Below are 17,824 nucleotides of genomic sequence, written 5' to 3'. Positions count from 1 at the left end.
TGGGTCAGACCAGCACCAGGTCGTCAACATGAACAACTTCGCGCTCGTAGCCAGGGCCCAGGCTGCGGCCCAGGTCCATGGTGGAGCGTCCGAGCATCTGCGGCAGCTCCCCGGCGCCGTAGTTGACCAGCCCGCGGGCGATCACGGTGCCGTCGGCGCCGACCATCTCCACCGGGTCGCCGCTCTCGAAGTCCCCATGCACGGCGGTGATGCCGGCTGGCAGCAGGGAGGTGTGGCGTTCCCGGACGGCGCGGACGGCGCCGTCGTCGAGCACCAGCCGGCCCTGGACGGACGCGAGGTGCGCCAGCCAGAGCAGCCGGATGGGCTTGCGGGCGCCGTTAACGGAGAACCAGGTGCCCACGTCCTCCCCCGCCAGTGCGGCGGCGGCGTTCGGGGTGGAGGTGACCAGGACGTGGATGCCGGAGCCGGCGGCGATCGAGGCTGCCTCCACCTTGGTGACCATTCCGCCGGTCCCCACGCCGGCCTTGCCGGTGCTGCCAATCGAGACGCCCTCGAGGTCACGGGGGCCCGCGACGTGCGGGATCCTCCGGGCGCCGCGTGCGGGCGGCCCGTCGTAGAGGGAGTCGACGTCGGAGAGCAGCACCAGCGCGTCGGCGCGGACCAGGTGGGCCACCAAGGCGGCCAGCCGGTCGTTGTCGCCGAAGCGGATCTCGTGGGTGGCGACGGTGTCGTTCTCGTTGACCACGGGCACGACGCCGAGGTTCAGCAGCCGGTCCAGGGCGCGGAACGCGTTGGTGTGCTGGCTGCGGCGCATGAAGTCGTCCGCGGTCAGCAGGACCTGGCTGACAGTGACCCCGTGGGCGCCGAAGGCGTGGGTGTAGCGGGCCATGAGCAGGCCCTGCCCCACGCTCGCCGCGGCCTGCTGGGTGGCGAGGTCGCGGGGGCGCTTCTCCAGGCCCAGAGGTGCCAGGCCGGCGGCGATCGCGCCGGAGGAGACCAGGATGATCTCGGTGCCGGCGTTGCGCTTGTGCGCCAGGGCGTCGGCCAGGCCGGTGAGGGCCTCCTCGTCGATGCCGCCCTTGATGGACGTCAGCGAGGAGGAGCCGACCTTGACGACGATCCGGCGCGCGTCGGCCAGGAGTGCCCGGCCGGGAAATACTGCCGACGTCACGTCGCCGGCCCGGGTGGCGTTACTGGTCATCGGCGTCGCCGAGTCCACTCTCCTTGAGCGGCTGCTGGGCGCGGCGGCCGCTGACCGATTCGGTCCAGATGCCGGCCTTGCGCTCGGCTTCCAGCTCGGCGCGGGCGGCGGCCTTGGCGTCGCGGCGTTCCTGCTGTTCCTCGCGCTTCTGGCCGCGGGTGGGCCGGTCGCCGATGTCCGCGAAGCGGATGTCGGTGCCGCGCGGGGAGGCCAGCAGTTCCGCGCCGGCCATCATAGTGGGCTCCCAGTCGAAGACGACGCCGTCGTCCTCGCCGATCACCACGGCGTCGCCGGGCTTGGCGCCCTGCTTGAACAGCTCGGTTTCCACGCCCAGCTTGGCCAGCCGGTCCGCGAGGTAGCCGATGGCTTCCTCGTTGGTGAAGTCCGTCTGCTTGACCCAGCGGACCGGCTTTTCGCCCAGGACGCGGAACAACGGCTCCATGCCGCGCTCCTCGCGCCGGATGGTGAAGCCGGATTCGTTGACGGCGCGGGGGCGCAGCACCGGGGCGGCGACCTTCGGCGGGGTGGCGGCGACGGCATCGCGGGCGGCCTTGACGATCTCTGCCATGGCAAAGCCGAGCTGGCGCAGGCCCTCGTGGCTGGTGGCGGAGATTTCGAAGACGCGGTAGCCGCGCTTCTCCAACTCGGGGCGGACGAACTCGGCCATGTCCTTGCCGTCGGGCAGGTCCACCTTGTTCAGGGCGACCAGCCGAGGGCGGTGGTTCAGCGGGACGACCTCGCCGTCGGTGCCGGCGTAGCTCATGTCGACGGCGTACTTCTCCAGCTCGGCCTCGATCACGGCCAGGTCGGAGAGCGGGTCGCGGTCAGATTCGAGCGTGCCGCAGTCGAGGACATGGACCAGGGCGGCGCAGCGTTCGACGTGGCGCAGGAAGTGGTGGCCGAGGCCCTTGCCCTCGCTGGCGCCCTCGATCAGGCCGGGCACGTCGGCGATGGTGAAGCGGATGTCGCCGGCCTGGACGACGCCGAGGTTGGGGATCAGGGTGGTGAAGGGGTAGTCCGCGATCTTGGGCCGCGCGGCGGACATGGCGGCGATCAGGCTGGACTTGCCGGCGGACGGGAAGCCGACCAGGGCGATGTCCGCGATGGACTTCAGTTCCAGGACGATGTCGCTGGATTCGCCCTCGATGCCGAGGAGGGCAAAGCCGGGGGCGCGGCGCTTCTGCGAGGACAGGGCGGCGTTGCCGAGGCCCCCGAGGCCGCCGGCGGCGGCGATGTATTCGGTGCCCTCCCCCACCATGTCGGCCAGGACGGTGCCATCCTTGCTCTTGACGACGGTGCCTTCGGGGACGGGCAGGACCAGGGTCTCGCCGTTCTTGCCGCCGCGCCAGTCACCCATACCGGGGCCGCCGTTGGTGGCGTGCCGGTGGGGGGCGTGGTGGTAGTCCAGGAGGGTGGTGGTCTGGGGATCGACGCGGAGGATGACGTCGCCGCCGTTGCCGCCGTTGCCGCCGTCGGGTCCGCCGAGGGGCTTGAACTTTTCACGGTGGACGGAGACACACCCGTGACCGCCGGTACCGCCGGATACGTGCAGTACTACCCGGTCTACAAAGCTGGCCACGTGGATCTCCTCAGTGCTGTTCCCGGTCCGCAAGGTCCCGGAATGATTGTAATGCGGTTAAAACACCGGTGGAGCGGACCCATTGGCCCGCCCCACCGATTGTGAAACGTAGGTGTTACTCTGCGGCTGCAGCAGCCACGATGTTCACGACGCGACGGCCGCGGCGGGTGCCGAACTCGACAGCGCCGGGGGTCAGTGCGAACAGGGTGTCGTCGCCGCCACGGCCAACGCCGGCGCCCGGGTGGAAGTGGGTGCCACGCTGGCGGACGATGATCTCGCCGGCGGAAACAACCTGGCCGCCGAAGCGCTTCACGCCGAGGTACTGGGCGTTGGAGTCACGACCGTTGCGAGTGGAGCTCGCGCCTTTTTTATGTGCCATTTGGAATGCCTGCCTTCAAAAAATTCTGGGAAACTGCGGGAACCTGATCAGTAACGGAAAGTTACTTGATACCGGTGATCTTGACCTTGGTCAGTTCCTGACGGTGACCCTGGCGCTTCTTGTAACCGGTCTTGTTCTTGTACTTCTGGATGACGATCTTGGGACCACGGAGGTCTTCCAGGATCTCAGCCGTAACCGTTACCTTAGCCAGGTCCGCTGCGGCAGACGTGACCTTGTCACCGTCCACCAGGAGCAGTGCGGGCAGCTCAAAGGTGCTGCCGGCTCCACCGGGGACGCGGTTCAGGGTAACGAAGTCTCCAACAGAAACCTTCTCTTGGCGGCCGCCTGCGCGGACAATCGCGTACACCACTGGGGAACTCACTTCTCTCGACGTTTATTACTAGATTTGCGTGCGGAACCTGGCCCCGAAATACCGGAGCGGCTCACGCTGTGCCTCAACGCCGGCAGGTTCCCCGGGGGAACCCATGAGCTATCCCGTGGATCATCCGTCCCGCGTGGGGTGGACAGGTCCTCAAGGTCATAACCCAAGTGTTGGCGTAAGCACCGAAGATCAAGACTACGCTAATTTCGCCTTCGGCCGCAAACGAGGCAGGCCCCGGAGAGTCGGGCGTGACCGGTGCCACAGTGCCGTTTTTCAAGGAACCGGACCGGGCGCCGCAGCCGCTTTCGGGAACCGCGCCCCACCACCTTACCGGCCGCGGTCCCCGTTCCGGGTCAGGCGTGGAGCCTCGGCGCGTCGAAGAAGTCCACCTCGAAGCGCACCGAGTGGACGAACGCCTCGGTCATGGCGCCCCGTTCGGCGGCGGAACCGCGGCGGGCGGCGGCGTCCGTGTAGCGGATCGCCTGCCGGGTTGACTCGGCGAAGGCCTCGTCCGCGTAGGTCCGCAGCCAGGCCGCGTAGGGGTGGCCTTCGTCCGCGCCCGCGGCGAGGTACTGTGCGTGCAGCGCGGCGCCCACCTCGGCGTAGAGCCAGAAGCAGGGCACCGCCGCGGCCACGAGGACCCCGTAACTGCCGGCCAGGGACGCAGCGTGCAGGTGGTCCACGTAGGACTTGGTGACCGGTCCCTGCCGCGGGGTGCCGGCGCGCCCGGCGAGCCAGCTGCGGTGCAGTTCCGACTCAACCTCAAGGCACTGGGCGGCCGACCGTGACCAGAACAGTTGCTCCGCCTCCGTCGGGGCAAGCGCCGCGGCGCGGGACAGCACCCGGGAGTAGCCGTTGAGGTAGAGCGCGTCCTGGCCGAGGTAGTAGGCGAACTCGTGTTCCGGCAGGGTCCCGTCCGCCAGGCCCCGGATGAAGTCCAGGGCGTAGATCTCCGACAGGCCCTCCGCGGCGAGGGGCTCGAGGCCGGTGGCGAAGTCGCCGGGTTCCTTAAGGTGTTCCGTGGAGTGTTCCGCGCCGGCCCCGGGCGCCGGTTCCGCCGGCTGGGCAAGGTGGTGGAAGTGGTGGACGGGTCCGTTGCCGGTGCCGACGTCGAGCCGTCCGGCTTCGCGCAGCGCCCCGAGCAGCCAGGGCTTGACGCGTCGCAGCGCGGCCTCCCAGTCCCCGCCGGCGGCGTAGGCCGTGGCGAGGGCCGAGGACAGCGAGCACCCGGTTCCGTGGCTGTTGCGGGTGTCGACCCGCTCCCCCGGCACCACCACGGTCTCGCTGCCGGGCAGTCCCGCGCTGTTGACCAGCGCGTCCGGGCACCCGCCGTCGGCGTCCTCCTCGAGATGGCCGCCCTTGACCAGGACCGTGGTTCCGGCCAGCGCGGAGAGGCGCTTGCCCTGCTCCAGCGCCCCCGCCCAGCCGGCGGCGACCGGTTCATCCAGCAGGAGGGCGAGTTCGGCCAGGTTCGGGGTCACCAGGTCGGCGAGCGGCAGCAGGGTGTGGAGGGCCGCGACGGCCGATTCCTGCAGCAGCGGGTCGCCGCTGGTGGCGACCATGACGGGGTCCAGGACGACGACGGCGGGCCGGGTGCGTTCCAGCCACTCACGCACCGCGTCGATGACGCCGGCGTCGCCGAGCATGCCGATCTTGACGGCGTCGATGGTGATGTCCTCGGCGATGGCGTCCAGCTGCTCGGTCAGGAAGGCGGCGGGGGGCACGTGCACGGACCGGACGCCGCGGGTGTTCTGCGCGGTCAGCGCGGTGATGGCGGCCATGCCGTAGCCGCCCATGGCCGCGATGCTCTTCAGGTCCGCCTGGATCCCGGCGCCGCCGGAGGGGTCGGACCCGGCGATGGCCAGGACCCGGGGAACCGGGGCCCGTCCGGTGGCGTCGTGGGCCATGCCGGCCGACGCCTCGGGTCCGGCGTCGGCCCTGGATGCAGGGAACACCGTCTGCAGGAAACTGGCGCCGGCCGCGGGCGTGGTTGAAGGTGCCGCGGGTGCTGCCGCGGGTTGGGTCAAAGACAAGAGACATCCCTTCGCCGGTGCTAACCGGACAGGTTCAACGGGTGTGGATCTCAGCCGGTCCGATGCGCGGCACCCCGTGTCGCGTTCCAGCGTAGCGCCCCGTCCCGGGTTCGCCCGCCCGTCCCGTTCGATCCTCCGGCCAGCCTTCCTCCTTAACCGGCTCGCGGGTACCGCCCGGAGCCGACGCTTCGAAACGTCGAGTCCGGGAGATACCCGCGAGTGGTACGGAGCGGTACCGGGTGGTGCGGCGGCGGAGCGGTTTAGAGCTCCGAGGCCGGTACGCCGACGCCGAGGATGATCGGGCCCCCGTTGTCCTTGACGACCGGCTTGACCGTTTCCGGTGCCTTGGCCTCGTGGACGGAGCCCTGGCCGGACGGGGCGGAGGCCTGCCGGCGCTGCTCGACGGCGGTCTCGTTGGCTGCCCCCTGGGCACGGCTGGCACTACGGTGCCGCCGCGGACGGCGCTGGCCGGTGGCCGGTTCCGCTGCCGCCGGAGTGCGGGTGGCGACGGGGGCCGCCGTCGGTGCGGCCGTCTTCGGAGCCTCCTGCTGGCGGGTTTCCTGTTTCGGAGCCTGCTGCGGGGCGGGTTCCCTGCGGTTTTCCGGTTCGGCCGCGCGGTTGCGGGCGTTCGGCGGCTGGATCCGGGCCGTGCGGGCACGTCCCCGGCCACGGGTGGCCCGGGACTGGTCGGCGGACCGTCCGGCGGCCGGAGCCTCGGCGGGTGCTTCAGCCTCCGGGGCGGGGGCTTCCACGGACCGTGCTTCCACGGACGGCGCTTCCACGGACGGGACGGCCTCGCGGACCGCGGACTCCGTGGTCCCGGACTGGCGGTTCCGCGAGTCCGAGTCGCCCAGGTTGGCGAACGCCTCGGTCAGCAGGTCCAGGGTCAGGGCCGGCTGCGGCGCCTGCTCGGCGTGCTCGACGAAGGGCAGGGCCACCTGCTCGCCGCCGAACGTCAGCACGGCGGCGGGACGACCTGCTGCTTCCTCGGTGGAGGCCAGCTCGACGGCGGCGTCCAGCGCCGCCTGCCGGGTCTCGGCGTCGGGCGCTGCGCTGGCGTCGCCGTCGTGCAGGTGGGCCGCGTGGGCGGCCGCCGCGATATTCGCCAGCGCTGCACGGGTGGCCTCGGCCTTGGCGTGCCGCTCGGCCTCGGTGGGCTCGTGGTGCCCGGCCGCCGGCACCTGCTGCTGCTGGCCCTCGGTGCCCTGGCCGCCCTTGCCGCGGCGGCGCTTGCGCTCGTTGCGGGCGGCGGGCTGCTGCTCGGTGCGCGGAACATGGTGTTCCGCGGCGACGGTGTTGGCGCGGCGGTGCTCGACCGGTTCGTCGTGCGTGACGACGCCCCGGCCGGCGCAGGCCTCGCACTGCTCGCCGAAGACTTCCAGCAGGCCGGTGCCCATCCGCTTGCGGGTCATCTGCACGAGGCCGAGCGAGGTAACCTCGGCCACCTGGTGCTTGGTCCGGTCCCGGCCCAGGCACTCCACCATGCGGCGCAGAACGAGGTCGCGGTTGGATTCGAGCACCATGTCGATGAAGTCGATGACGATAATGCCGCCGATGTCGCGCAGGCGCAGCTGGCGGACGACTTCCTCGGCCGCTTCGAGGTTGTTCTTGGTGACGGTTTCCTCGAGGTTGCCGCCGCTGCCGGTGAACTTGCCGGTGTTGACGTCCACCACGGTCATTGCCTCGGTGCGGTCAATCACGAGGGAGCCGCCGGACGGCAGGAAGACCTTGCGTTCCAGAGCCTTGTGGATCTGCTCGTCGATGCGCCAGGCGGAGAAGATGTCCGTGTCCTTGGTCCACTTCTCGAGCCTGCCCACCAGGTCCGGTGCCACGTAGGTGACGTAGGCCTCGATGGTGTCCCAGGCCTCCTCACCGGAGACGATCAGCTTGGAGAAGTCCTCGTTGAACACGTCGCGGACCACCTTGATGGTCAGGTCCGGTTCGCCGTAGAGGAGCTCCGGGGCGAGGATCTTGGTGGACGTGGCCTGGCTTTCGATGCCCTCCCACTGGGCGCGGAGCCGGTTGATGTCATGCGTCAGCTCCTCTTCCGAGGCTCCCTCGGCCGCGGTGCGGACGATCACGCCGGCGTCTTCCGGCAGGCGGTCCTTGAGGATGCGCTTGAGCCGGTTGCGTTCGACGTCGGGCAGCTTGCGGGAGATGCCCGTCATGGAACCGCCGGGCACGTACACGAGGTACCGGCCGGGCAGCGAGATCTGGCTGGTGAGGCGGGCGCCCTTGTGGCCCACCGGGTCCTTGGTCACCTGGACCAGGACGGAGTCGCCGGACTTGAGCGCGTTCTCGATCCGGCGCTGCTTGCCCTCGAGGTTGACGGCGTCCCAGTTGACCTCGCCGGCATACAGCACGGCGTTGCGGCCGCGTCCGATGTCGACGAAGGCCGCCTCCATAGAGGGCAGCACGTTCTGGACGCGGCCCAGGTAGACGTTGCCGATCAGGGAGTCCTGCTGGGTCTTGGACACGAAGTGCTCGGCCAGGACGCCGTCTTCGAGGACACCGATCTGGATTCTGTCGTCGCGCTGGCGAACGATCATCTGCCGGTCCACGGATTCGCGGCGCGCCAGGAACTCCGCTTCGGTGATGACGGTGCGGCGGCGGCCGGTGTCGCGGGACTCGCGGCGGCGCTGCTTCTTCGCCTCCAGCCGGGTGGAGCCCTTGACCGAGGTGACGCGGTTGCTGACCGGTGCTTCGCTGACGGTGCGCGGCGCGCGGACCCGGGTGACGGTGTTGGGCGGGTCGTCGTCGCTGCCGCCGGTCAGTTCGAGGTCCTGGTCACCGCGACGGCGGCGACGGCGGCGGCGGGACGTCACGCCGTCCTCCAGTGCGGCCTCGCGGCCCTCCTCGGCGTCCTCGTCGCCGGGCTCGGCGTCGGTGTCGGCCTCGGAGACCCGGCTGCGGCCACGGCGGCCGCGGCTGCGGCGACGGCGGCGGTTGCCCTGCTCGTCGTCTTCCTCGTCTTCGTCGGTGTCTGTGTCCTCGGCAGCTGCCGCGGCAGGGGCGGGACGGACGACAGCGGTGAGGTCCGGGGCCTGGAAGAGCATGGAGGTGACGGCGCCGGGGGCGGAAGGGGCGAGGAACAACGACGGCGTTTCGGTTTCCTGGGCCTCCTCGGCGGGGGCCTCCGTTGCCGGGGCCTGCTCGGCGGGGGTTTCGGTGGCGGCGGCGGGAGCGTCCGGGGCGGCAACGGCAGCATCAGCCGTGGGCGCGTCGTCGGTGGCGCCGGCCTCCGGGGCGGTTTCCGCGGGCACCTCGGCGGGGGCAGCCTTGGCGCGGCTGGCCCGGCGGCGGACCGGCTTGCGCGGGACATCGGCCTCAGCCTCGGCATCGGCGGGAACGTCGGCGGGGGCCACGGCCTCGGAAACGGTCAGGAGGGCGGGGGCTTCGTCCGCGGCGTCAGCCTCGGGTGCTGCGGCTGCCTTCGGGGCGGCCTGGCGGCGGGTGCGGGTCCGGCGCGCCGGGGCCTTCTCCGCTGCGGGTTCCTCCGCGGCATCGGCCGGGACGCTGTTGTCTGCATTGGCAGCGTCTGCTTCGGCGCCTGCGGCGGGAGCCGCGGCGTCGGCGGTTTCATCGGCCGGTGCGGCCGCTTCGGCCTTGGGAGCCGCTTTCTTTCGGGTGCGCGGTGCCCGTTTAGGCTTTTCCGGCACCTCGGTGGCGGTTGCGCCGTCGGTCATGGGGGCGTCGGAAACCGTTGCTTCGTCGTTGCCCGTTTCCAGCTGTTCATTATCCATATGTGGCCACGCTCCTGCCCCTGATGCGCCGCCACATCCGGCGCCCTGGGGGCATATATTTGTCAACACCCGCAGGCATTGACAGAAGTCAATTGAATACCCTCAGGTTCGCACCGGCCTTGGGGTGCGGCAGCCCTGGAGGGCCGGCGGCTTCGCTGCGAACCCGTTGATCGATGCATCACAACCAGGTGCCGTCCAATGGCATTGCGGGAAAACCGGATCATCAGACCCGGGAAGATCCCTGCTCCTCATTGGCGGTCTTGAATTCGAAGTCGCCGGACTGAAGCGCGAATGTGGTTCACGTCCCAGCCAGCTTCATTGTCTCACAGCACTCGGAAATGCCGGCTTAGGCCACACATCCCGGACGCACATGACACCGAATCACCGGTACGCGAGGGGGTGGCCGGGACCGGAACCCGGGATTCGTCCAGCCTCCGGCGATAGAATCGGCCTGAGCACGCCGTTCCGCAGCCACCGCTACGGTCGCGACGGACCACAACACAGAGAACCTGACCATGAGAAGACCCAGCACCGAGAACCGACGCAAAGGACGAACGATCCATGCCCAGCATCTCCCACGCCCCTGACGACGTGGCCACCCCGGCACGGGACAACGGACCGGCCGAAGCGGACCGGCAGGTTCCGTCGATGACCCGGCCGCGGCCGTTCGGCTGGCTGCTGGTGATTACCGGCGTCGTCGGCTGGCTCGCCTCCGGCGCCTTGGTGCTGGAGAAGCTCGCCGTCCTCAAGGACCCCAGCCACGTCACCGTCTGCGACGTCAACCCCTGGATCTCCTGCGGCCAGGTGATGCAGACCTGGCAGAGCTCACTCTTCGGTTTCCCGAACATGTTCATCGGGATCGTCGCCTTTGCCGTGATCATCACCACCGGCATGGGCCTGCTGTCCGGCGCCCGCTTCGCCCGCTGGTACTGGATCGGGCTGCAGACCGGCGTGACCCTGGGCTTCGCCTTCGTGGTGTGGCTGTGGTCGCAGGCGCTGTACTCGATCCACATCCTCTGCCCGTTCTGCATGATCGTCTGGGCGGCCATGATTCCGCTCTTCGTCTGGGTAACCGTCCGCAACATCACCCACGGCGTCATTCCGATGCCCGCCGGCGCCACCCGCATCCTGGGCGAGTCCGGCTGGATCCTGACCGCCCTGCTCTACATCGCCGTCGTCGCCACGATCTTCTTCGCCTTCATCCAGGTCTTCGTCGGTACGTCCGGCTACTAAGAGGCCGCAGCAACGCGAAAAAGCCGGGGCCGGTGTTCGATTACGAACACCGGCCCCGGCTTTTTTCGCGCCCCGCGGGGGCGGGAGCCTAGAACCAGATCTCGATCTCGCGCTCGGCGGACTCCACCGAGTCGGAGCCGTGGACCAGGTTCTGCTGGACCTTGACGCCCCAGTCGCGGCCGAAGTCGCCACGGATGGTGCCCGGAGCCGCCGTCGTCGGGTCGGTGGTGCCGGCCAGCGAACGGAAGCCCTCGATCACGCGGTGGCCCTCGAAGATCGCCGCGACCACGGGGCCGCTGAGCATGAATTCGACCAGCGGCTCGTAGAAGGGCTTGCCGACGTGCTCTTCGTAGTGCTGCTCGAGGAGTTCGCGGGTGGCGTTGACCTTCTTCAGTTCGGCCAGGGCGTAGCCCTTGGCTTCGATCCGGGCGATGATGCTGCCGGTCAGGTTGCGGGCGACGCCGTCGGGCTTGACCAGGACTAGGGTGCGCTCGATGCTCACAGCTGCTCCAATGTGTTGGGGTGGGTTTGGGACAAGTCTAGTTGCTCGGGGTGTCCGGGTTGGCGGCCTCCCAGGCAGCCTGCTCCCGGTCCCGCTGGGCCGCCTCGCGGTCGATCCGGATGCCGGTGCGGATGCCGTACCACCAGGTGAGGGCGAACAGGGCGCCCACCACGAACATGGTCGGTTCCACGAAACCGGTGAGGATCAGCACCAGCTGCAGTACCCAGCCCAGAGCCACGCCCCACGGTTTGGTCAGCACCGCGCAGGTCAGTGCCAGCACCAGGGCCAGCCCGATGCCGAGCCCAAAGACCAGCGCCGGGGGAAATTCCCCGCGCCGCAGGCCGAACACGGCCAGGGTCCCGAAGAGCGCCACGAAGGCCTCCAGCAGGAGGACCGTGGAGGCGAACATGACCTTGGTTGAACGCCGCTTCTTCGGCATGCCCGGGCGCCACTCGCGCTGGGCCTTGGTGAGTTTCGCCATCGGTTACGCCTCGGACTTTCCGAGCAGGATCCGGGCTTCGGCGACGAGCGTGATGGAGCCGGTGACCAGGATGCCGCCGGCCAGGTCGTCGTTGGATTCTGCCCGCTCCACCGCCCATTCGAGGGCGTCGTCGAGCTTCTCCGCGGTGTGCACGAGGTCCTCGCCGAAGCCCAGGTCCAAGGCAAGCTCGCCGAGTTCCTCGGCGGGGATGGCCCGCGGCGAGTTGGACTGCGTGAAGCAGAATTCGGCCGGGACCTCCGCGAGGGAGTCCTTGAGCTGGCGGAGGATTTCCTCGGCGTCCTTTTCCTGCAGGATGCCCAGGACCACCACCAGCTTGCTGAAGCTGAAGGCCTCCTGGAGCGCCTCGGCGGAGACCCGGATGCCCTCCGGGTTGTGTGCGGCGTCCACCACGATGGTGGGGGCGGTGCGCAGCACCTCCAGCCGGCCCGGGGAGGTGACGGCGGCGAAGGCCTCCTGGAGCACCTCGGGGTTCAGCGGCTTGTCCGCGCCGAAGAACGCTTCCAGGGCGGCGACGGCGACGGCGGCGTTCTCGGCCTGGTGGGCGCCGTGCAGCGGCACCAGGAGGCCCTCGTACCGGTCCGCGAGGCCCTGGATGGTCACCATCTGGCCGCCGACGGCCACGGTGCGGGACTCGACGCCGAACTCGACGCCTTCGAAGCGGAACGGCACGCCCACCTCTTTGGCCTTCTCCAGCAGCACCTGGGCGGCGTCCACCGGCTGGGCGGCGCTGACCAGGAAGCCGCCGGGCTTGATGATGCCGGCCTTCTCGTGCGCGATGTCCTCGGTGGTGTCGCCCAAGAGGTCCGTGTGGTCCAGGGAGATCGGGGTGATGACTGAGACCAGGCCGTCGCCGACGTTGGTGGCATCGGTGATGCCGCCCAGGCCCACCTCGATCACGGCCACGTTCACCGGCTGGTCCGCGAAGACCGCGAAGCCCAGAATGGTGAGGCATTCGAAGTAGGTCAGCCGGGGCTGGCCCTCCGCGGTGAGTTCGTTGTCCACGATCTCCAGATAAGGCCGGATCTCGTCCCAGATCCGGACGAAGGTCTCATCGGAGACCGGTTCGCCGTCGATGCTGATCCGCTCGGTGACCTTGGACAGGTGCGGGCTGGTGTACCGGCCGGTGCTCAGGCCGTGGGCACGCAGCCCGGCCTCAATCATCCGGGCCGTGGAGGTCTTACCGTTGGTGCCGGTGACGTGGATGATCGGGAAGGCCTTGTTCGGCTCCCCCAGGATGTCCATCGCCCGGCGCAGCGGCGCCAGCCGGGGTTCCATCTTGTTCTCCGGCGCCCGGCCCAGCAGTTCGGCGTAGACGCTCTCGACCGAAAATTCGTCGCTCATGGATTATGCCCCTGCCTTCTGGAGATTCACCGAGACACTCCGACCGCCGGGAAGAACAGAATCAAGGCCACCCCAAGGATTACTCAGGCTTGGTTCCATTTCGCCGGGCCCTCCCGGGAGTTCGCTATCGAGTTTGGCGAGATCCATATTCACGCCGCCGCCTGGTTTCCATGCAAGCTCTGTGGCGAGCGTCGCCGTCATGATCAGGTCACGCTGTGCCGAGATAGCTGACCCAACAGTGGGGTCTCCTAGAACCTCAACACTGATCCTGTCACTGACCTGGAAGTTGTTCTTACGGCGAGTCTCCTGGATGACTCGGATGATGTCCCGTGCCAGACCCTCGGCCTCCAGTTCCGGCGTGACCTCGGTGTTAAGGACCACGAAGCCGCCGCCGGGCAGGACTGCCGCCGCCCGGGATCCCTCCCCTGCCGCGGCCTCGGCCACGACGGTTTCCAGGGTGTATTCCTGCGGCTCGAGTTCGAGGCCGCCGGCGGTGACCACGCCGGCGTCGTTCACGGACCAGTCGCCGGACTTGGAGCCCTTGATGGCCTGCTGGACGTTCTTGCCCAGCCGCGGACCGGCGGCGCGGGCGTTGACCACCAGCTTCTGCTCGATGCCGAACTCCTCCGGGGAGGCGGCGTCGGCGTCGAGCACGCGGACGGAGCGCAGGTTCAGCTCGTCCGCGACGACGGCGGCGAAGCCCGCCAGTGTGTCCGCGCCGGGGGCGACCACAGTGAGTTCCTGCAGCGGCAGGCGCACCCGCAGGTTCGCGGCCTTACGCAGCGAGGAGCCGGTGGAGCAAATCTGCTGCACCCGGTCCATCGCCTCCACCAGCCCGGCGTTGGCGGGGAACAGGCCCGCGTCCGGCCAATCGGCCAGGTGCACGGAGCGCCCGCCGGTGAGGCCGCGCCAGATCTCCTCGGAGATCAGCGGCAGCAGCGGGGCGGCGACGCGGCAGACGGTCTCCAGCGCGGTGTACAGCGCGTCAAAGGCATCGGTGTTCTCGTCGAAGAACCGCTGGCGGCTGCGCCGGACGTACCAGTTCGTGAGCATGTCCAGGTAGCCGCGCAGTTCGTCGCAGGCGCCGGAGATGTCGTAGCTGTCCAGCTGTTCGGTCATGCTGCGGACCAGGTCGCCGGTGTTGGCCATCAGGTACTGGTCCAGGGTGTCGGCGTAGCCGTCGTAGCGGAGCTTCGCGTCGTAGCCGGAGCCCCCGTTCGAGGCGTTCGTGTAGAGGGTGAAGAAGCTGTACACGTTCCACAGCGGCAGGATGACCTGGCGGACGCCGTCGCGGATGCCCTGTTCGGTGACCACGAGGTTGCCGCCGCGCAGGATGGGGCTGGACATCAGGAACCAGCGCATCGCGTCGGAGCCGTCGCGGTCCAGGACCTCGGAGACGTCCGGGTAGTTGCGCAGGCTCTTGGACATCTTCTGCCCGTCGGAGCCGAGGACGATGCCGTGGCTGATGACGTTGCGGAAGGCCGGGCGGTCGAACAGCGCGGTGGAGAGGATGTGCAGCATGTAGAACCAGCCGCGGGTCTGGCCGATGTACTCGACGATGAAGTCCGCCGGGTTGTGGGTGTCGAACCATTCCTCGTTCTGGAACGGGTAGTGCACCTGGCCGTAGGGCATGGAGCCGGAGTCGAACCAGACGTCCAGGACGTCCTCGACGCGGCGCATCACGGACTGGCCCTCTTCGGGGGTGCGCGGGTCGTCCGGGTTCGGGCGGGTCAGTTCGTCGATGAACGGACGGTGCAGGTCCACCTGGCCGTCGTTGTTCAGCGGCAGCCGGCCGAAATCGGCCTCGATCTCGGCGAGCGAACCGTAGACGTCGGTGCGCGGGTAGTCCGGGTCGCTGGACTGCCAGACCGGGATGGGGCTGCCCCAGTAACGGTTGCGGCTGATCGACCAGTCGCGGGCGTTGGCCAGCCACTTGCCGAACTGGCCGTCCTTGACGTTGCCCGGGATCCAGTTGATTTCCTGGTTCAGTTCGGACATGCGGTCCTTGAACTTGGTGACCTCGACGTACCAGGAGGAAACGGCACGGTAGATCAGCGGGTTCCGGCAGCGCCAGCAGTGCGGGTAGGAGTGCTCGTAGCTGGCCTGGCGGACCAGGCGGCCCTCGGCGCGGAGCACCTGGGTGATGGGCTTGTTGGCCTCGAAGACCTGCAGCCCGGCGATCGCGGCGAGGGGTCCATGGCCGAAGAGGGGCAGGAACTTCGCGCCCTCGTCGACGGAAAGGACCACGGGGATGCCGGCCTCTTCACAGACCTTCTGGTCGTCTTCACCGTAGGCCGGGGCCTGGTGGACGATGCCGGTGCCGTCGGTGGTGGTGACATAGTCGGCCACGAGGAAACGCCAACCGTTCTCGGTGCCGTACTTCTCGGCGTCGGCGAAGTAATCCCAGAGCGGCTCGTACGTCAGGCCCTCGAGTTCCGTGCCCAGGTGGCGGGAGACGACGGCGGCCTCGGCCGCGGCGGCACCCTCGGCGCCGTCGCCGTAGCCCAGGTCCTTGGCGTAGGCGCCGAGGAGGTCGGCGGCGAGCAGGAAGGATCCGGTAACGGGGGCGTCGTCGGAGGCGGCCTTGATCCCGTGCGGTCCGGCGGGCAGCACCACGTAGGTGATGGCGGGTCCGACGGCGAGCGCCAGGTTGGTGGGCAGGGTCCAGGGCGTGGTGGTCCAGGCGAGCGCCTGGACACCGGCGAGCTGCTTCGAGAGCTCCGACTCCCCCGCCGTGATCGGGAAGGTCACGGTGACGGTCTGGTCCTGGCGGTTCTTGTAGACGTCGTCGTCCATCCGCAGCTCATGGTTGGAGAGCGGCGTCTCGTCCTTCCAGCAGTACGGCAGGACCCGGTAGCCGTTGTAGGTCAGGCCCTTCTCGTGCAGCTGCTTGAAGGCCCAGAGCACGGACTCCATGTATTCGACGTTGAGCGTCTTGTAGTCGTTCTCGAAGTCCACCCAGCGGGCCTGGCGGGTGACGTAGCTCTTCCACTCGTCGGCGTACTTCATCACCGAGGCGCGGCAGGCATCGTTAAACTTATCGATGCCCATGGCCTCGATCTGGGTCTTGTCCGTCATCCCCAGCTGCTTCATCGCCTCGAGCTCGGCGGGCAGGCCGTGGGTGTCCCAGCCGAAGCGGCGCTCGACGCGGCGGCCGCGCTGGGTCTGGTAGCGGCCCACCAGGTCCTTGGCGTACCCGGTCAGCAGGTGGCCGTAGTGCGGGAGGCCGTTGGCGAAGGGAGGGCCGTCGTAGAAGACGAATTCGTTGGAGCCGTCCTGACCCGCATCCCGCTGGTCGATGCTCGCCTGGAACGTGCTGTCCTGGTCCCAGTACTTGAGGATGCGCTCCTCGATCTCCGGGAACTTCACGGAGGCGGACACGCCGGCGGCGTTGGAAGCCGTGCCGGAGGCGCTGGCGTCGGAGGGTGCGGCTGAGGCCTTGGGGTAATGGGTCATCTCGACATCCTGGGTTGAGCTGTGAACAACGGGATTCATTCAGGATGCGAGGACGGCTCCTGTGCTGTCGGAACAACACCGGCGCCGCGGTACCACCTCACTTACCGGCTACGGGCCCGGACCACCCGTGAGGGTGGCACGCGCACCGCTGCCGGCCGCTCGTTGACTGCTGTGACGGGCTTACCCGTCCGGTTCTACTGGCACCGCGCGGACCGTGGGGTCGCGCCGGAGTGTTCTTCCGGAAGCTCACCGGTGATGGCCGGGTCGACGCTGTTAGTTCGATGGTACCGGAAAGGGGCCGGTGCCCGCCGCGCACCATGGGCCGCCAGCCAGGGATACGGGCGGCTCGTTTCCGGCCGAACCCTCGCCCCGGGCGCCGCGCCTGCCTACACTCGGGGAATGGGCCTCCCTCACGGCGTTGCGGACCGGCTGTCCGGGACAACCCGGGCCGGGGTGGTGCCGCGCCGGCGCTGGCTGGCGGCGGCGGGGCTGCTAGGGGTGCCGGTGGCCGGACTGTCCGTGTGCCGTGCCGTGGATCTGCCGTGGCCGGAAACGGTGGTGCAGCTGCTGTCCTTCACGCCCTGGCTGGTGGTTCCTGCCGGATTCTCGGTGCTCTGTGCTGTGGCGGCACGCCGTCCGGTGGCGGCCGGCGCCGCCGCGGCGCTCCTGGCCCTGCAGGCGGCGTGGCTGTTTTCGCCCGGCCACGCGCGTCCGTTGCCGCCGGCGGGGGGCAGGGGCGCGGAGCTGGTGACGATGAGCATCAACGCGAAGCTTGGCCGGGCCGACGCCGGGGAGATCGTCCGGCTGGTCCGGGACCACGGCGTGGGGCTGCTGGCGCTCCAGGAGTACACCCCGGCCCTGGAGCTGCGGCTGGAGGCCGCGGGCATCACCGGCGAGCTGCCCTACCGGATCAGCGCCCCTGCCAAGGACGCCTCCGGCGGGGCGCTCTACTCCCGCTTCCCGCTGCAATCGACCGGAACCCTGGCCGGGACCCGGTTCCCGATGGCCTCAGCGAGGCTCGAGCTGCCCGCCCCGGACGGCGGCGCCGCCCTGCTGGAGGTGACGAACGTGCACACCCGGGCGCCGGTGGGCGGCGGACTGGGCCAGTGGCGCCGGGAGCTGGCGGCCCTCGGCAGGCTGCCGGAGCAAGCGGCAGCCGCAGTTGCCGGCCGGCAACAAGCAGGGCAGCAGCCACCGCTGCTCCTGCTGGGCGACTTCAACGCCGGATACGACCACGCGGAATTCCGGCGCCTGGTCTCCGCCGGCGCCGCTCATCCCCTGGTGGACGTGGCCACCGCCCAGGGTGCGCGGCTGGTCCCCACCTGGCCGATGGACCTGCCGCTGCCGGGGACCACGCTGGACCACCTGCTGACAGGCCCATCGGTCGGCAGCACGGACTTCGCGGTGCACCGGGTGGCCGGTACGGATCACGCGGTCGTAGTGGCCACGCTCACCATCCCGGCGCCGGGCTAAGCCGCCGGGCTAGGTTACCGGGCTAAGCCGCCGGGCGGG

Annotated in this window: 12 protein-coding genes and 1 riboswitch; of the genes, 2 read left to right on the top strand and 10 right to left on the bottom strand. The window is 69.5% G+C overall.

Annotated elements, in window-relative coordinates; all coding sequences use genetic code 11:
• Positions 1 to 4: 4 nt before the first annotated feature.
• From proB to ACFUCU_RS01520, 6 genes are all read right to left on the bottom strand, one after another.
• Positions 5 to 1,162 (bottom strand): glutamate 5-kinase, encoded by a 1,158-nt coding sequence (proB, locus tag ACFUCU_RS01545; protein ID WP_377970216.1) that lies wholly within the window; start codon positions 1,160 to 1,162, stop codon positions 5 to 7.
• Positions 1,152 to 2,741, bottom strand: a complete 1,590-nt coding sequence (obgE, locus tag ACFUCU_RS01540) for a GTPase ObgE (RefSeq protein ID WP_377970215.1) — start codon at positions 2,739 to 2,741, stop codon at positions 1,152 to 1,154. Before obgE ends, proB begins: the two co-directional genes overlap by 11 nt.
• Positions 2,742 to 2,856: 115 nt before the next feature.
• The gene (rpmA, locus tag ACFUCU_RS01535; protein ID WP_009372867.1) at positions 2,857 to 3,120 is read right to left on the bottom strand and encodes a 50S ribosomal protein L27; all 264 of its coding nucleotides are present in this window, start codon (positions 3,118 to 3,120) and stop codon (positions 2,857 to 2,859) included.
• Positions 3,121 to 3,181: 61 nt separating this feature from the next.
• Positions 3,182 to 3,490, bottom strand: a complete 309-nt coding sequence (gene rplU, locus ACFUCU_RS01530) for a 50S ribosomal protein L21 (RefSeq protein ID WP_290257883.1) — start codon at positions 3,488 to 3,490, stop codon at positions 3,182 to 3,184.
• Positions 3,491 to 3,855: 365 nt separating this feature from the next.
• Positions 3,856 to 5,409, bottom strand: a complete 1,554-nt coding sequence (locus ACFUCU_RS01525; RefSeq protein WP_377970783.1) for a bifunctional hydroxymethylpyrimidine kinase/phosphomethylpyrimidine kinase — start codon at positions 5,407 to 5,409, stop codon at positions 3,856 to 3,858.
• 115 nt (positions 5,410 to 5,524) lie between these two features.
• A riboswitch (TPP riboswitch) is annotated at positions 5,525 to 5,622 on the bottom strand.
• A 173-nt stretch (positions 5,623 to 5,795) separates the two neighbouring features.
• Positions 5,796 to 9,278, bottom strand: a complete 3,483-nt coding sequence (locus tag ACFUCU_RS01520; protein WP_377970213.1) for an Rne/Rng family ribonuclease — start codon at positions 9,276 to 9,278, stop codon at positions 5,796 to 5,798.
• Between the two features lie 561 nt (positions 9,279 to 9,839).
• Between ACFUCU_RS01520 and ACFUCU_RS01515 the strand changes: the two genes are divergently transcribed.
• Positions 9,840 to 10,511, top strand: a complete 672-nt coding sequence (locus ACFUCU_RS01515) for a vitamin K epoxide reductase family protein (protein WP_364135200.1) — start codon at positions 9,840 to 9,842, stop codon at positions 10,509 to 10,511.
• Positions 10,512 to 10,599: 88 nt separating this feature from the next.
• Here the strand turns inward: ACFUCU_RS01515 and ndk are convergent, their stop codons facing one another.
• Genes ndk through ileS form a run of 4 tightly spaced genes read right to left on the bottom strand, consistent with a single transcriptional unit; the run spans position 10,600 to position 16,312 of the window.
• Positions 10,600 to 11,013, bottom strand: a complete 414-nt coding sequence (gene ndk / locus ACFUCU_RS01510; RefSeq protein ID WP_377970211.1) for a nucleoside-diphosphate kinase — start codon at positions 11,011 to 11,013, stop codon at positions 10,600 to 10,602.
• 37 nt (positions 11,014 to 11,050) lie between these two features.
• Positions 11,051 to 11,494: a DUF4233 domain-containing protein gene (locus ACFUCU_RS01505; RefSeq protein WP_377970209.1), complete on the bottom strand. Its 444-nt coding sequence runs from the start codon at positions 11,492 to 11,494 to the stop codon at positions 11,051 to 11,053.
• Between the two features lie 3 nt (positions 11,495 to 11,497).
• Positions 11,498 to 12,856, bottom strand: coding sequence for a bifunctional folylpolyglutamate synthase/dihydrofolate synthase (locus ACFUCU_RS01500; RefSeq protein WP_377970207.1), 1,359 nt, complete (start codon positions 12,854 to 12,856; stop codon positions 11,498 to 11,500).
• Positions 12,857 to 12,859: 3 nt separating this feature from the next.
• The gene (ileS, locus tag ACFUCU_RS01495) at positions 12,860 to 16,312 is read right to left on the bottom strand and encodes an isoleucine--tRNA ligase (protein WP_377970205.1); all 3,453 of its coding nucleotides are present in this window, start codon (positions 16,310 to 16,312) and stop codon (positions 12,860 to 12,862) included.
• 399 nt (positions 16,313 to 16,711) lie between these two features.
• Here ileS and ACFUCU_RS01490 point away from each other — a divergent pair, with 399 nt between their 5' ends.
• Positions 16,712 to 17,785, top strand: coding sequence for an endonuclease/exonuclease/phosphatase family protein (locus ACFUCU_RS01490; protein WP_377970203.1), 1,074 nt, complete (start codon positions 16,712 to 16,714; stop codon positions 17,783 to 17,785).
• Positions 17,786 to 17,824 lie beyond the last annotated feature (39 nt).

The organism is Arthrobacter sp. NPDC057259 (genome assembly GCF_042668995.1).
In the GTDB taxonomy this organism is placed as follows: domain Bacteria; phylum Actinomycetota; class Actinomycetes; order Actinomycetales; family Micrococcaceae; genus Arthrobacter.
The sequence above is the reverse complement of the archived record's forward strand: the minus strand, read 5'-3'. Positions and strand labels throughout refer to the sequence as shown.